This is a genomic window from Faecalibacterium prausnitzii (assembly GCF_049532945.1).
In the GTDB taxonomy this organism is placed as follows: domain Bacteria; phylum Bacillota; class Clostridia; order Oscillospirales; family Ruminococcaceae; genus Faecalibacterium; species Faecalibacterium prausnitzii_N.
Genome location: NZ_CP186691.1, coordinates 611,067 through 626,238, shown reverse-complemented (window position 1 = coordinate 626,238; position 15,172 = coordinate 611,067). Strand labels below are relative to the sequence as shown.

9 protein-coding genes are annotated in these 15,172 nt (G+C 58.6%); 6 read left to right on the top strand and 3 right to left on the bottom strand.

The genetic code is table 11. The annotated features are described in order from the left end of the window. Window positions 1-15: 15 nt before the first annotated feature. The 4 genes from gyrB (at window position 16) to ACNQFG_RS03075 (ending at window position 6,594) form a co-directional block, all read left to right on the top strand. On the top strand, window positions 16-2,010 hold the full coding sequence (gyrB, locus tag ACNQFG_RS03090) for a DNA topoisomerase (ATP-hydrolyzing) subunit B (protein ID WP_097774101.1): 1,995 nt from the start codon (window positions 16-18) through the stop codon (window positions 2,008-2,010). Between the two features lie 164 nt (window positions 2,011-2,174). Beyond that, window positions 2,175-4,775: a DNA gyrase subunit A gene (gyrA, locus tag ACNQFG_RS03085; RefSeq protein ID WP_423405940.1), complete on the top strand. Its 2,601-nt coding sequence runs from the start codon at window positions 2,175-2,177 to the stop codon at window positions 4,773-4,775. 297 nt (window positions 4,776-5,072) lie between these two features. After that, window positions 5,073-5,654 (top strand): manganese efflux pump MntP family protein, encoded by a 582-nt coding sequence (locus ACNQFG_RS03080; RefSeq protein WP_423405939.1) that lies wholly within the window; start codon window positions 5,073-5,075, stop codon window positions 5,652-5,654. Between the two features lie 340 nt (window positions 5,655-5,994). Beyond that, window positions 5,995-6,594: a hypothetical protein gene (locus ACNQFG_RS03075; protein ID WP_423405938.1), complete on the top strand. Its 600-nt coding sequence runs from the start codon at window positions 5,995-5,997 to the stop codon at window positions 6,592-6,594. A 118-nt stretch (window positions 6,595-6,712) separates the two neighbouring features. Here ACNQFG_RS03075 and ACNQFG_RS03070 read toward each other — a convergent pair whose 3' ends face one another. From ACNQFG_RS03070 to ACNQFG_RS03060, 3 genes are all read right to left on the bottom strand, one after another. Continuing rightward, a complete protein-coding gene (locus ACNQFG_RS03070) occupies window positions 6,713-7,396 on the bottom strand; it encodes a GntR family transcriptional regulator (protein ID WP_423405937.1) in 684 nt (227 codons plus the stop codon). A gap of 85 nt (window positions 7,397-7,481) precedes the next feature. After that, window positions 7,482-8,168, bottom strand: a complete 687-nt coding sequence (locus ACNQFG_RS03065; protein ID WP_423405936.1) for an RluA family pseudouridine synthase — start codon at window positions 8,166-8,168, stop codon at window positions 7,482-7,484. Then, window positions 8,165-8,716 carry an NUDIX domain-containing protein gene (locus ACNQFG_RS03060; RefSeq protein ID WP_423405935.1) on the bottom strand — a complete coding sequence of 184 codons (552 nt, stop codon included), beginning with the start codon at window positions 8,714-8,716 and terminating at the stop codon, window positions 8,165-8,167. Before ACNQFG_RS03060 ends, ACNQFG_RS03065 begins: the two co-directional genes overlap by 4 nt. A gap of 368 nt (window positions 8,717-9,084) precedes the next feature. Between ACNQFG_RS03060 and nifJ the strand changes: the two genes are divergently transcribed. Continuing rightward, on the top strand, window positions 9,085-12,630 hold the full coding sequence (gene nifJ, locus ACNQFG_RS03055; RefSeq protein ID WP_423405934.1) for a pyruvate:ferredoxin (flavodoxin) oxidoreductase: 3,546 nt from the start codon (window positions 9,085-9,087) through the stop codon (window positions 12,628-12,630). Between the two features lie 957 nt (window positions 12,631-13,587). Beyond that, window positions 13,588-15,159 (top strand): magnesium transporter, encoded by a 1,572-nt coding sequence (gene mgtE / locus ACNQFG_RS03050; protein ID WP_423405933.1) that lies wholly within the window; start codon window positions 13,588-13,590, stop codon window positions 15,157-15,159. The last annotated feature ends 13 nt before the right edge of the window (window positions 15,160-15,172 follow it).

Sequence of the window (15,172 nt, the reverse complement as noted above, 5' to 3'; positions counted from 1 at the left end):
AAAGGGAGAAAGGAAATGGCAGAAGAAATCATTACCAGCACAAATGCCGAAACCGCTACCGACCATGAGTATAATGCCAGCGAGATCCAGGTCCTGAAGGGTCTGGAAGCGGTGCGCAAGCGCCCGGGCATGTATATCGGCTCCACCGGCGAGCGCGGCCTGCATCATCTGGTCTACGAGATCGTGGACAACGCCATCGATGAAGCACTGGCCGGCTACTGCGACCACATCGAGGTCAAGATCCTGAAAGACAACATCATTCAGGTCACGGATAACGGCCGCGGCATCCCTGTGGACATTCAGGCCGACACCGGCCTGCCCGCCGTCACCGTCGTTTACACCATCCTGCACGCCGGCGGCAAGTTCGGCGGCGAAAACTCCGGCTACAAGGTGGCCGGCGGCCTGCACGGCGTGGGCGCTTCGGTGGTCAACGCCTGCTCCGAGTGGCTCACCGTCAACGTGCGCCGCGACGGCCACGAGTACGAGCAGACCTTCCGCCGCGGCGACCCGGACGGCCCGCTCAAGTGCATCGGCACCGTAGCCGACGGCGTCACCGGCACCCGGGTCACCTTCAAGCCGGACCCGGAGATGTTCCGGGATACCACCGTGTACGACTTCGACACGCTGGAAAAGCGCCTGCGGGAAGAAAGCTTCCTGAACGCCGGTGTCAAGATCACCCTGACCGACGAGCGCGAGATGTACACTCCCGTACTGGAGGACGGCAAGGAGGGGGAACCCTGCTACCGCACCGAGGTCATGTGCTACGAGGGCGGCATCAAGAGCTTTGTCACCTATCTGGGCGAAAAGCGCAAGCTGGACGTGCTGCACCCCAACGTCATCTACCTCAAGGGCCAGACCGACCGCGGCATGGCAGAGATCGCACTGCAGTACAATTCCAGCTACAACGAGCTGCTGCTGAGCTTTGCCAACAACGTCAACACCCCGGACGGCGGCACCCATGAGGAGGGCTTCAAGAACAGCCTGACCCGCGTGTTCAACGATTACGGCCGCAGCCACGGCCTGCTGAAGGATAAGGACGAGAACCTGTCCGGTGCGGACGTGCGCGAGGGCCTGATCTGCGTGATCTCTGTCAAGCTGCAGGAGGCGGAGTTTGAGGGCCAGACCAAGGCAAAGCTGGGCAATACCGAGATCCGCACCCTTGTTTCCAACATGGTCTACTCCAAGCTGATGGAATTCTTTGAGGAGAACCCCGGCGTGGCAAAGGCCATCTTTGAAAAGGCCACCCAGGCCGCCCGGGCCCGCGCCGCTGCCAAAAAGGCCCGCGAACTGGTGCGCCGCAAGAGCGCATTGGAGACCAGCCGGATGCCCGGCAAGCTGGCAGACTGCCGCGAAAAAGACCCCAGCCGCACCGAAATCTTCATCGTCGAGGGCGATTCTGCAGGCGGTTCCGCCAAGATGGGCCGCGACTCTGCCATTCAGGCCATCCTGCCGCTGTGGGGCAAGATGCTGAACGTGGAAAAGGCCCGCGCCGATAAAATTTACGGCAACGACAAGCTGATGCCCGTTGTGCTGGCATTGGGCTGCGGCATTGGTGACGAGTTCGATATCTCCAAGCTGCGCTACGATAAAGTGTTCATCATGGCCGATGCCGATGTGGATGGTTCCCATATCTGCACCCTGATGCTCACCTTCTTCTTCCGCTATATGCGCCCGCTCATTGAGCAGGGCCATGTGTATGTGGCCCAGCCGCCTCTGTTCAAGGTGCAGAAGGGCAACACCATCAAGTACGCCTACAACGACGCCGAAATGGCCGTGCTTTCGCAGGAAATGCCCGGCGCAAAGGTGAACCGCTATAAGGGCCTTGGTGAGATGAACCCCGAACAGCTGTGGGAGACCACCATGAACCCCGATAACCGGGTCATCGTACAGATCACCATTGACGATGCCGAGAAGGCCGATGAAGCCTTTACCATCCTGATGGGCGATCAGGTGGAGCCGCGCCGCCGCTTTATCGAGACCAACGCCCAGTACGCAAAGCTGGACGTGTAAAAGAAAACCCTCTCAGGCGCTGACGCGCCAGCTCCCCCGAGGGGGGGAGCTTTAGGCAAAAAGATAAACTTTTCCTTCTCACGCAAAAAAAGCTCCCCCTTTTCGGGGGAGCTGGCAATGCCGTAAGGCATTGACTGAGAGGGTATGATCCTACGGAGGAAACAATGGAAGAAGATTATGTGATGATACCGGGCAGCGGAACCAAAAAGATCATCCGCGATGTGAAAAAGGAGATCGAGACCGCATTCCTGGACTACTCCATGTCGGTCATCGTGTCCCGCGCCCTGCCCGATGTGCGCGACGGTCTGAAACCCGTCCACCGCCGCATTCTGTACACCATGCACGAGCGCGGCAACGACCCCAGCCATCCCTACCGCAAATCCGCCGACACCGTTGGTGCGGTGCTGGGCTCCTACCATCCCCACGGCGACGCATCGGTCTACGATGCCATGGTCCGTCTGGCACAGGACTTCTCTCTGCGCTATCCGCTGGTGGATGGTCAGGGTAACTTTGGTTCTGTGGATGGCGACCCCCCGGCTGCCTACCGTTACACTGAGGCCCGCATGAGCCGCATGGCGGTGGAGATGCTGACCGATATCGAGAAGGACACCATCGACTGGGACCCCAACTTTGACGAGACCAAGAAGGAACCCAGCGTGCTGCCCTGCCGCTTCCCCAACCTGCTGGTCAACGGCAGTCAGGGCATCGCAGTCGGCATGGCCACCAACATCCCGCCCCACAACCTGAGCGAGGTCATTGACGGCTGCATCGCCTATATCGACAACCCGGACATCGACCTGCCCGGCCTGATGGAATACATCAAGGGCCCGGACTTCCCCACTGCCGGCATCATCATGGGCCGCAGCGGCATCCGCGCCGCCTACGCCACCGGCCGGGGCAAGATCACCCTGCGGGGCCGCGCCACCATCGAGGAAGCCAAGAACGGCCGCACCCAGATCATCATTACTGAGATCCCGTATATGGTCAACAAGGCCCGCCTCATTGAGAACATGGCCGACCTTGTCAAGGAGAAGCGCATTGAGGGCATCACCGGCCTGAACGATGAGACCAACCGCAAGGGTATGCGCATCGTGGTGGACATCCGCAAGGATGCCAACGCACAGGTCATCCTGAACCAGCTGTACCAGTACACCCAGCTGCAGGATACCGTGGGTGTTATCATGCTGGCCATCGACCACAAGGTGCCCAAGGTGCTCACCCTGAAGCAGATGCTGCAGAAATACGTGGAATTTCAGGACGAGGTGGTGCGCCGCCGCACCCAGTACGACCTGAAAAAGGCCAAGGAGCGCGCCCACATTCTGGAAGGCCTGAAGAAGGCCACCGACATCGTGGACGAGCTGATCGCCACCATCCGCGCCTGCAAGGGCGGCATGGCAGAGGCCAAGGCTGCCATCATGGAGCAGTTCGGCTTTGACGACCCGCAGGCAGATGCCATCGTCAAGCTGCAGCTGGGCCGTCTGGCAGGCCTTGAGATCCTGAAGATCGAGGAAGAGCTTGCCAGCCTGCAGGCCAAGATCGAGAACTGGGAAGCCATTCTGGCCGACGACGCCCGTGTGCTTGCCATCGTCAAGGAAGAGCTGCTGGAAATGAAAAAGCGCTTCGGCGACGAGCGCCGCACCGAGATCCAGTCCGTGACCGGTGAGGTGGATATCGAGGATCTGATCGCCGAGGAGCAGTGTGTCTACACCCTGACCGAGGCCGGCTATATCAAGCGCCAGCTCAAAGCCACCTATCAGGCACAGCGCCGCGGCGGACGCGGCATCTCCGGCATGACCCGCAAGGAAGAGGACATCGTGCAGGAGATGTTCGTCGGCTCCACCCACGACTATGTGCTCTTTGTTACCGACCGGGGCCGTCTGTTCCGCATCAAGGGCTACACCATTGCCGAGGGCAGCCGCACCAGCAAGGGCAGCAACATCGTCAACCTGCTGCAGCTGGCCGAGGGCGAAAAGGTCACCAACATGATCTGCCAGTCGAAGGAAGCCGACACCGAGGGCGGCTTTGTGACCATGGTCACGAAGCAGGGCCTCATCAAGCGCACCCCGCTGGAGCAGTATGCTAACATCCGCAAGTCCGGCCTGATCGGCATTGCCCTGAACGAGGGCGACGCTCTGGCATGGACCCGCCTGACCTCCGGCCACGATATGCTCATCGTTGCCACCCGCAACGGTCAGGCCATCCGCTTCAACGAAGCCGATGCACGTCCCATGGGCCGCAGCGGCCACGGCGTGCGCGCCATCCGTCTGGCCGAGGGCGATGAAGTTGTGGGTGTGTGCATCTGCCGCGAGGGCGGCACGGTGCTCACCGTCACCGAGAACGGCAAGGGCCGCCGGTCGGACATCGACACCTACCGCATCACTGCCCGCGGCGGCAAGGGCATCCGCAACTACGATGCCGCCAAGGATAAGGTGGCTGCGGTCAAGATCGTGGACGACGTGGACGACGTGCTGCTGAGCAGTCAGGAGGGCATCATCATCCGCCTGCACGCCAACGAGATCCCGCTGCAGAGCCGCTACGGTTCCGGCGTGCGGGTGATGCGTCTGGGCGAGAACGACAAGGTGATGGTGCTTGCCCGCACCGACCACGACGACGAGGCCCAGACCGCAGCCATCGAGGCCGAGGAGGGCGATGAACCCACCGCCGAGCAGCTTGCCGCCATGGAAGCTGCCGACGAGGCTTCGGTCTGGAGACCCCCGAAGCAGACCCTGAAAATTGAGTACGAAGCCCGGAAGGCTTCGGCCTGAGAGGGAAAGTTAGTCTGGACTTCGCCCGGAACGTGTGATAAAATAACCAAACAATCACAAATACCCGTGGGGGAGTAGCAGGCGCTTTTGCAGGGCGCAGCAAGTCAACATGATGACCGTTGGTTCCGGTCTGGCTTGCTTTCATTTGCGAGACTCATGTGTTTTGGTGCGAGTACCACGCCCAACACATGGAGTCCGGATGTAGAAAATGACCCGGAATCGGACGTGTACGCGCGCCGATTCCGGGTTTTGTTTTTGCCGCACCAGATTCCGGTCAGATTTAGGAGGCATGTTTGTATGGAATGGAATTTCTTGTTTTTCTTCAACAGTGGACTGCTGGGCGTGGGCCTTGCAATGGATGCGTTCTCGGTGTCCATGGCAAACGGCTTGCACGACCCCAAAATGTCCGTCAGGAGGATGTGCATCATCGCAGGCACTTTCGGTGTGTTTCAGGCCGTGATGCCCATGACGGGCTGGGTGTGCGTGCACACCATTGTGGAGCTGTTCTCTTCGTTTGAAAAATTCATCCCGTGGATCGCGCTGGCACTGCTGGGCTACATCGGCGGCAAAATGCTGGTGGATGGCATCAAGGGCGAAGAGACCGAGGAGGCCATTGAGCTGAGCGCCGGTGCCCTCTTCGTGCAGGGCGTGGCCACCAGCATCGACGCCCTTTCCGTCGGCTTCACCATCTCGGAGTACGACTGGACGATGGCGCTGGCGGCAGCGGTCATCATCGCCGCAGTCACCTTCGTCCTCTGCATGGCGGGCCTGCGCATCGGCAAAAAGTTTGGCACCAAGCTCTCCGGCAAGGCATCCATTCTGGGCGGCATCATCCTCATTGGCATTGGTCTGGAAATCTTCCTCACCGGCGTCCTCTGACGGAAACGTTTTCACTGAGCCTTGTATTCGTAAAAAATCTTTCGTACATGCGCCGCAGCACGGCCCCCTGCATTTTCGGCACAGTGGCCAAGAAATGCAGGGGGCCTTTGGAAAAACTGCTGTGTTTTACGCCGGTTCGTGCGCAATTTCTGCGGCTTTGGAAAAACGGCAAAGTTTCTTTACTGAAATTTCGTACAAAGAAACGCAGCCCGGCCGGTTTTTGGCGCAGATTCTGCTTGCAAAACCTCCGGAGATTTGATATGCTCAGGGCAGAGAACAATATTTCCAACAATGGTCGGAAATGTTGCAATACCAGACCATTCATAAGGAGGTACCGAATATGGCAACCAATATGAGCCGCCGCGTTTTTCTGAAGTGTGCAGGTGCTGCTGCGCTAGCTGTGACTGCATCCGGCATCTTCGCAGGATGCTCCCCATCGGGCGGGGGATCGAAAGACACCGTGTACGGTGTGGGTGAGTCCACACAGGTCAATGGAGTGAACGTAAAGCTGTTGGGCTATCGCCAGGATCCGATTTCGGGCATGGTCGGGAACTATGCAGGAAAAACGTTCATCACCGTGTGCATCGGGCTGGAAAATCAGTCGGAGCAGACGGTCAAGATGGGAAATACCACGGAGACCGAACTGGCCGAGGTGCTGAAGGCAATCTATAACAACCAGTATGAGACGCTGGGCAAGAGCGATTTCAAGATGACATCGGACAGCGGCAAGATCGGCCATGCGGAGATCGGTTATCTGACGGACGAGACCGGCCTGAAGACCTACGGTGTGCAGGATAACCTGAAACCGAAGGAGACGGGCTGCATCAAGATCTATGCGGTCGTTCCGAGCAACTGGGAGCAGATCGGCATCCAGTATACGCCGTACTTTGCCCAGAACGAGACCCGCAGCTTTGTGCTGAACCGCGCCAACAAACTGTAACCATGCCTACGGCCCTTCCCCCAGGGCCAGGCGTTTTCTCCGACCCCACAGAAAAAGGACCCGCGCCGCAGAGTGAATGCCCTGCGGCGCGGGTCCTTTTGTGGTTGAAGCGCAAGTTTTATGGTTCCGGCTCAAAATAATCGGCATATTCCTCGGTCAGCTTGGAGCCAAGCCGCCGGATGCCGCCGTACAGGTGCCGTTCCACCAACGGTTCAAAGGCGGAAAGGTCGCACCGCTCGATGGCGTTCATCAGGTTGCGGTGGTCTGCGATCACCTCGGCAAGGCCGCCGGTGGTCATGGTGTCCAGCATCCGGAAGCGGCTGTAGTCGGCGTGGGCGTTCTGCAGGGTGCTCCACAGGTACATTTTATCCATGGCGGCAAACCAGGTCTCGTGGAGCAGGCGGTCGGCCTCATACAGACGGTTGAAGTCTGGGTGCTCGGCATGGGCCAAGGCCTCGTAAGCGGCAGCACGCTTCCGGATGAGCGCCCGCTGCTCCGGGGTGCACCGGGGCGAAAAATCCCGCAATACGCGGGCTTCCACGGCGGTGCGCTCGTAGATCAGCTCGTCCACGATGCGGCGGTTCAGCCGGGTAACGGTGGTGCCCTTGTAAGGCACGATCTTTACCAGCCCGTTTTCCTGCAATTTCTGCAAAACGACCCGGATGAGCGACCGCGGTGCCCCGAACCGGGTGCAGAGTGGGTTCTCACTCAGCGAGCTTCCGGGGCGGATGGTCAGGTCAATGATCTCCCGCTCCAGCACAGCATAGATCGCGGCGTCTGTTTTGTACGTTTGTTGTTCCATAGCTTCGTTCCCCAGACAACAAGGCCCGGCTGTGTTCAAGCCGAAGGCGAAAAAATAGAGTGGACCGACCGGCCGAAGGAGGATGCTAAACGTTCCATGGTGCCGTGTCCGGCTTTTTCAATGCGAACTCCATCGGCTCCCCGGTCTCCGGGTGCAGAAAACAGAGCCGTGCGCTCTGCAGTGCAATGGTTCCCTTGAAATGGCTGCCGTATTTGCCGTCGCCCCAGAGCGGATGCTTCCGGGATGCAAACTGCACCCGGATCTGATGGGTGCGGCCGGTGTGCAGCGTGATCTCAGCAAGGCTCAGTGTTCCGTTCGAGGCGGTGATGCGGTATTCCAGCACGGCTTCCCGCACGCCCTTGCGGGGGCGGCTGACCGGGAACACCCGGCCCCGGCGGCTGTCCTTGAACAGCCAGTCCCGCAGGATGCCGTGTTCCGGCAGCGTTTCGTCCGGTGCCCCGGCAAGGACGGCCCGGTACTGCTTGGTGAAGACCGGTGCGGGCAGCGTATTTTGGGCGGGTGCAGCCCGGCCGTCCTGCACAGCGTAGGCGTTCTGGCTCTGGGTGATCTGCCGTGTCAGCGCGGCGGCGGCCTTCGGAGTCCTGGCACAGACCATCAGGCCGGAAACGCCGGTGTCCAACCGGTGCACCACGCCTACAAAGGCATCCGGCTGGCCCCACAGCTGCCGCAGCCGGGCGGGCAGGCCGGCCTCACTGGACAGGCCTGCCGGTTTGTTCACGACCACAAGGGCCGCATCCTGATAAAGGATCACAGTCTGCCCTCGTCCAGCAGGGCCTTCAGCTTGAGTACGCCTGCCACAGTCTTGCCGTCCCGGATCTCGCCGCTCATGACCATCTCATAAGCTTTATCCAGCGGCACACGGTCAGGGGTCAGGAATTCATCGGCATCCAGATGCATCTGGGTCTTGTGCAGGCCGGTGGCGACCCATGTATAGATCACTTCGGTGTCATAGCCTACGGTGGGGTAAAATTCGCCCAGCGAGGTGTAGTGCTCGGCGGTCAGGCCGCACTCCTCGCCCAGCTCCCTCTTGGCGGCTTCAAAGGGGTCCTCACCCTTTTCCAGCTTGCCGGCAGGCAGCTCCCACAGCTCCTGCTGCATGGCGTAGCGGAACTGGCGCACCATGCAGATGGTGCCGTCCTCAAAATAGGGCAGGATGCACGCACCGCCGTGGTGATGCACCACTTCGCGTTCGGCGGTCTTGCCGTTTTCCAGCAGAGCAGTGTCTTTTGTCAGGGTGATCACCCGGCCCTCGAAGAGCACCTCACTGGTCAGTTTCTTCTCAAAATGTGCTGCGTCCATCGTTTCTGCGTCCTTTCTGAACGAGCCGGAGCAGGCTCCGGCCCGGATAAATCACTGGTTCCAGTTTACGGCATTTCCTGTACGATTGTCAATTCAAAATTAAGGAAAAGTTAAGAAAAAATCGCTCCATTGGCCAAAAACTTAAAATTCTGCAAGAATGAATCCTAACAAAAACACAAGCGTAAAAAACCAACAAAAAAAATCGTGAAATTTTGTTGCGTTTTGCCAGTGGGTTTGCGTTTACTTTATGGGCGGAATTTGCTATTATAGTATACAAGCAATAGTGCCTTTATGGGGTTCTCCGGTCCCATGTGGGGCATATTGCCCCGCGCAAAAGGTACCAAATTCTGAATAATGGAGGAAGAAAAATGCCTAGAGCAAAGCAAACTATGGATGGCAATACCGCTGCCGCCCATGTAGCGTATGCCTACACGGACGTGGCTGCCATCTACCCCATTACCCCGTCTTCTCCGATGGCTGACTCTGTGGACCAGTGGTCCGCAGCTGGCCAGAAGAACATCTTCGGCAATCAGGTCAAGGTCGTCGAGATGGAATCTGAGGCCGGCGCTGCTGGCGCTGTGCACGGCTCTCTGGGTGCAGGTGCTGTTACCACCACCTTCACCGCTTCTCAGGGCCTGCTGCTGATGATCCCCAACATGTACAAGATCGCTGCTGAGCAGCTGCCCTGCGTGTTCGATGTTTCTGCACGTACCGTTGCTACTCAGTCCCTGAACATCTTTGGTGATCACAGCGACGTTATGGCATGCCGTCAGACCGGCTTTGCAATGCTGGTCGAGAGCAGCGTGCAGGAAGTCATGGATCTGTCCCCTGTCGCACATCTGTGCGCCATCGAGGGCAAGGTTCCCTTCCTGAACTTCTTCGATGGCTTCCGTACTTCTCATGAGTACCAGAAGATCGAGAAGTGGGATTACGCCGATCTGAAGGAAATGTGCAACATGGAGGCTGTGGAGGAGTTCCGTAAGAAGGCTCTGAACCCCGAACACCCCAAGATGCGCGGCTCCCACGAGAACGGCGACGTGTTCTTCCAGCATCGTGAGGCATGCAACAGCGTTTACAACGCTCTGCCTGCTGTTGTTGAGAAGTACATGGCCAAGATCAACGCAAAGCTGGGCACCAACTACGATCTGTTCAACTACTACGGCGCACCCGATGCTGACCGTGTGATCGTGGCTATGGGCTCCATCTGCGACGTTGCTGATGAGGTCATCGACTACCTGAACGCCAAGGGCGAGAAGGTCGGTATCGTCAAGGTCCGCCTGTACCGTCCCTGGGTCTCCGCTTCCCTGCTGAAGGTCCTGCCCAAGACCGCCAAGAAGGTGGCTGTGCTGGACCGCACCAAGGAGCCCGGCTCTCTGGGCGAGCCCCTGTACCTGGATGTTGCCGCTACCCTGCGTGAGGCTGGCCTGAACGATGTCGTTCTGACCGGCGGCCGTTACGGTCTGGGCAGCAAGGATACCCCGCCGTCCTCCATCTTTGCTCTGTTCAAGGAGCTGGAGAAGGATCAGCCCAAGGAGCGCTTCACTCTGGGTATCACCGATGACGTCACCTTCCTGTCTCTGCCGGAAGTCAAGCCCGCTCCCATCACCGCAGCTGCTGGCACCAAGGAGTGCAAGTTCTGGGGTCTGGGCGGCGACGGTACTGTCGGTGCTAACAAGAACTCCGTCAAGATCATCGGCGACCATACCGACAAGTATGTTCAGGCATACTTCCAGTATGACTCCAAGAAGACCGGCGGCGTGACCATCAGCCATCTGCGTTTCGGCGACAAGCCCATCCGCAGCCCCTACTACATCAACCAGGCTGACTTCGTGGCCTGCCACAACCCCGCTTACATCCACATGGGCATGAAGATGGTCCAGGATGTCAAGCCCGGCGGCGTGTTCATGATCAACTGCCAGTGGTCCGATGAGGAGCTGGGCCAGCACCTGAACGCCGAGGCAAAGAAGTATATCGCTGACAACAACATCCAGCTGTATACCATCAATGCTATCGATAAGGCTATCGAGATCGGCATGGGCAAGCGCACCAACACCATCCTGCAGTCTGCATTCTTCAAGCTGGCTGACGTCATGCCCATTGAGGATGCCGTCAACTTCATGAAGCAGGCAGCTCAGAAGAGCTACGGCAAGAAGGGCCAGGACGTCGTTGAGATGAACTGGAAGGCTATCGATGCAGGCGTTGACGCCATCCACAAGGTGGACGTGCCCGCATCCTGGTCCAACCCCGAGGCTGATCCCGCACCCAAGGCTCTCACTGGCCGTCCGGAACTGGTCAAGCAGATCCGCGATGTCATGGAGCCCATTGCCCGTATGGACGGCGACAGCCTGCCTGTCTCTTCCTTCGTGGCAAATGCAAACGGCGAGTGGGAGCAGGGCGCTTCTGCATACGAGAAGCGCGGCACCGCTGTCAACGTCCCCGAGTGGGATGCTGCAAAGTGCGTTGGCTGTAACCAGTGTGCATTCGTCTGCTCTCATGCTACCATCCGTCCCTTCCAGCTGACCGCCGACGAGCTGGCAGCTGCTCCTGCACAGACCAAGAGCCGCGACAACAAGCCCGCAAACGAGTACAAGTTTGTTATGGCTGTGTCTCCTCTGGACTGCATGGGCTGCGGCGAGTGCGTCACCGTCTGCCCCACCAAGGCTATCACCATGGTGCCGCAGGACAGCCAGGCCGATCAGCAGGCAGTGTTCGACTACTGCGTGGCCAACATCTCCAAGAAGCCTTCCAAGTTTGCTGACGATACCGTCATCGGTTCTCAGTTCAACCAGCCGCTGCTGGAGTTCTCTGGCTCCTGCGCAGGCTGTGCCGAAACTTCTTACGCTCGCCTGATCACTCAGCTGTTCGGCGAGAAGATGTACATCTCCAACGCTACCGGTTGCTCCTCCATCTGGGGCGGCACCGCTTCCATCTCTCCGTACACCGTCAACAAGGACAGCGGCCATGGTCCTGCATGGTGCAACTCCCTGTTCGAGGATAACGCAGAGCATGGTCTGGGCCTGTACATCGGCCAGAAGACCATCCGCGAGAACCTGATCAAGGAGATCGCAGAGGTTGCTGGTTCCGACAAGGCTTCTGCTGAGCTGAAGGCTGCTTACGAGAAGTTCATCGCAACCAAGAACAACACCAAGGCCAACGACGAGCCCGCAAAGGCCCTGATCGCTGAGCTGGAGAAGGCTGCTGCTGCCGGCTGCGAGAAGTCTGCAGAGATCCTGAAGAGCAAGCAGTACATCGCCAAGAAGTCCGTCTGGATCTTCGGTGGTGACGGCTGGGCATACGACATCGGCTTCGGTGGTCTGGACCACGTTCTGGCTTCCGGCGAGGATGTCAACGTGATGGTCTTCGATACTGAGATGTACTCCAACACCGGTGGACAGGCATCCAAGGCTTCCAACATTGGTGAAGTCTGCCAGTTCGCTGCTGCTGGTAAGGAAATCAGCAAGAAGAGCCTGTCCGAGATCGCTATGACCTACGGTTACATCTATGTTGCTCAGATCGCACTGGGTGCTAACCCGGCTCAGGCTGTCAAGGCCATCGCTGAGGCTGAGGCTTACCCCGGCCCGTCTCTGATCATCGGCTACGCTCCCTGCGAGCTGCACGGTGTCAAGGGCGGCATGACCAACTGCCAGAACGAGATGAAGAAGGCAGTTGAGGCCGGTTACTGGAACCTGTTCACCTTCAACCCGGCAAACAAGGCTCAGGGCAAGAATCCGTTCACCCTGACCTCCAAGGCTGTGGATAACGAGAAGTATCAGGCACTGCTGGCTAACGAGACCCGTTACAGCCGCCTGACTCGTGCATTCCCCGACCGTGCTAAGGAGCTGTTCGCACGCAACCAGGAAGTTGCAAACGACCGCTACGAGCACCTGACCCGTCTGGTCGACCTGTACAAGTAATCTTTCTCCCCTGTTTTGGGCCGGAACGCGCCGCAGCGGCACCCTAGTCCGAAAGGCGGCTGCCCCGTACCGGCGGTTACTGCGCAATGCAGCAGTGCGAAACTGTGGCTGATCTGGCCCCGGCAGCGGCAAAAGAAGAACGTGCACAAAAGTGACAATGCTTTCCGCACAACAAGTCTCTGATTTCATTTTCCCGCGCCCTTGCTGCGGCAGTGATCCGCAGCGGGGCCGGGTGTTTGAAATACCAAAGCGCCCGCGAGGGTCCTTGAAAGCACACCCCGCGTGTGTCAGGAGCATAAGGTCTGCTTGCAGATACCTTGCTCCGCCTGCTGCATAAGACCTGCTTTGCAGGGATCTTGCCGCAGTAAAAACGAACTTCGTTTTAGCGCCCCGTTCACCGTAAGGTGACCGGGGCGTATTTTTTGTGTGCGGCGGGCTATTTTACACTTTCTTCATAGGTTTTTCATGAAAAACCGCGCATTCGGTGCTATACTACGAACATAAGGAACCGGGGCCGCAACCGATTCCTTGTACATGATTCCTCCTCACACCAAGGCAATATCCGAACAGAAAGTCCTTTCCAGTGTTCCGCAAGCGCTGGAAAGGGCTTTCTGCGTTTTTGACGGAAATTTCCCTCTGCTTTCGGCGGTTTTAGGGTTGACCGGCCTTTTTGCGGACGCTATAATAAAAAGTGGATAAGATTTTTAGGAGGTGAACGCAGGAAAATGGACCCGGATCATAGTCGAAGACACGGATCAACTGCGGCACAGCAGAACCAGAAAGCAGCTGCGTTCGCCTTTTTTGCCCGGTAAGAGGTGCTGTACAGGTACTTCTCAGCGGGGAGAAAGGGCGCAGCTTGGTGCGCGCAGCGGGCAGAACGGCTCGCTGCGGGAAGCAGGCGGCGCTTTTTGTTTTGTGTGCTGTCCGATCCGCCGGAAACGGTAAGGAGGAACACAAATGGAACTGGAAGAAACGAAGAAAACGGCCCCGGAAGCGTCGCTCCCGATGCCCGAACTGCCCGCAGATATCCCTGCCGAGGTCCGCCAGAAGCTGGCTGAAGATCTGAACGAGGAAGCTACTGAAGACCTCAAGCAGGACATGCGCGAGGCCGAAAAAGAGGAGGCCAACGACGAAGAGGTCAAGGCCAACCCTGAGATGCTCACCAAGAGCCGCCTGCTCAAGCTGCTGATCAAGAAGCAGTACGTCAAGCTGCGCGAAGTGACCGAGGAAGAGCAGCCCGCCGACCTTGCCGAGCTGCTGGAAGAGCTGGACGAAAACAACCGCCTTGTGGTGTTCCGCCTGCTCAAAAAGGAAGTGGCCACCGAGGCATTTGCCTATATGTCCGACGAAGCCCGCGACGATCTGGTGAACGCCTTCTCAGATGTGGAGCTTGTGGGCGCTATTGAAGAGATGAGTCTGGACGATGCCGCCGACCTGCTGGAGGATATGCCGGCAGGCGTGGTGAAGCGGGTTCTGGAGAAATCCTCCAAGCAGACCCGTGAGAGCCTGAACAAGCTGCTGAACTACCCCGAAAGCTCTGCTGGCAGCCTGATGACCCCCGAATATGTCCGTCTGCGCAAGGAGATGAACGTCAGCGATGCGCTGGCCGCCATCCGTCGTCAGGGCGAGAACGCCGAGACGGTCTACACCAACTACGTCGTCGAGCGGAACCGTCTGCTGGGCGTTGTTTCTGCCCGCAGCCTGCTGCTGGCAGACCCCCAGACCCCCATTGCCGACATCATGGACGACAACGTCGTTGCCGTGAAGGTCACGGACGATCAGGAGTACGTGGCCCGTGAGATGCAGCGCTACGACTTTACCGCCATGCCTGTTCTGGACAACGAGGGCATGTTCGTGGGTATCATCACCATCGACGATGCAATCGACGTTCTGACCGACGAGAGCACCGAGGATATGCAGAAGATGGCTGCTATTCTGCCGGACGACGATGCCACCACCTACTTCGGCACCAGCGTCTGGACCCACGCCAAGCAGCGCATCCCTTGGCTGCTGATCCTGATGCTGTCCGCCACTTTTACCGGCATGGTCACCACCCACTATGAGGAGGCCTTTGTCAGCCTGCCGCTGCTGGTCTCCTTCATGCCCATGCTGATGGATACCGCCGGCAACTGCGGCAACCAGATCAGCACCCTGATGGTGCGTGGTCTGGCTCTGGGCGAGGTGGAGCCCAGCGACTTTTTGCAGGTGCTGGGCAAGGAGCTGCGGGTGTCTGCCATCGTGGGCGCGGTGCTGGGCATCGTGAACGGCCTGCGCATCTACCTGATGTACACCTTCCTGTTCCCCGGCCAGTACGCCAACGTGATGGGCTATGCCATCGTGGTCAGCGTTTCGCTGTTCTTCAGTGTCATTCTGGCAAAGCTGGTGGGCGGTATGCTGCCGCTGGCCGCAAAGAAGCTGGGTGCAGACCCGGCCATCATGGCAACGCCGTTCATCACCACCATCGTGGATGCCTGCAGCCTGATCCTGTATTTCCAGATCGCACAGCTGGTGTTCCACAATATGATGTAAAATAGAAGTCACT

What these genes read in the sequence shown, in the direction of transcription:
- ACNQFG_RS03080 (WP_423405939.1), top strand. Translation starts at nt 5,073, where the DNA reads ATGGAATGGAATTTCTTGTTTTTCTTCAACAGTGGACTGCTGGGCGTG.
- nifJ (WP_423405934.1), top strand. Translation starts at nt 9,085, where the DNA reads ATGCCTAGAGCAAAGCAAACTATGGATGGCAATACCGCTGCCGCCCAT.
- mgtE (WP_423405933.1), top strand. Translation starts at nt 13,588, where the DNA reads ATGGAACTGGAAGAAACGAAGAAAACGGCCCCGGAAGCGTCGCTCCCG.
- gyrB (WP_097774101.1), top strand. Translation starts at nt 16, where the DNA reads ATGGCAGAAGAAATCATTACCAGCACAAATGCCGAAACCGCTACCGAC.
- ACNQFG_RS03075 (WP_423405938.1), top strand. Translation starts at nt 5,995, where the DNA reads ATGGCAACCAATATGAGCCGCCGCGTTTTTCTGAAGTGTGCAGGTGCT.
- ACNQFG_RS03060 (WP_423405935.1), bottom strand. Translation starts at nt 8,716, where the DNA reads ATGGACGCAGCACATTTTGAGAAGAAACTGACCAGTGAGGTGCTCTTC.
- ACNQFG_RS03070 (WP_423405937.1), bottom strand. Translation starts at nt 7,396, where the DNA reads ATGGAACAACAAACGTACAAAACAGACGCCGCGATCTATGCTGTGCTG.
- gyrA (WP_423405940.1), top strand. Translation starts at nt 2,175, where the DNA reads ATGGAAGAAGATTATGTGATGATACCGGGCAGCGGAACCAAAAAGATC.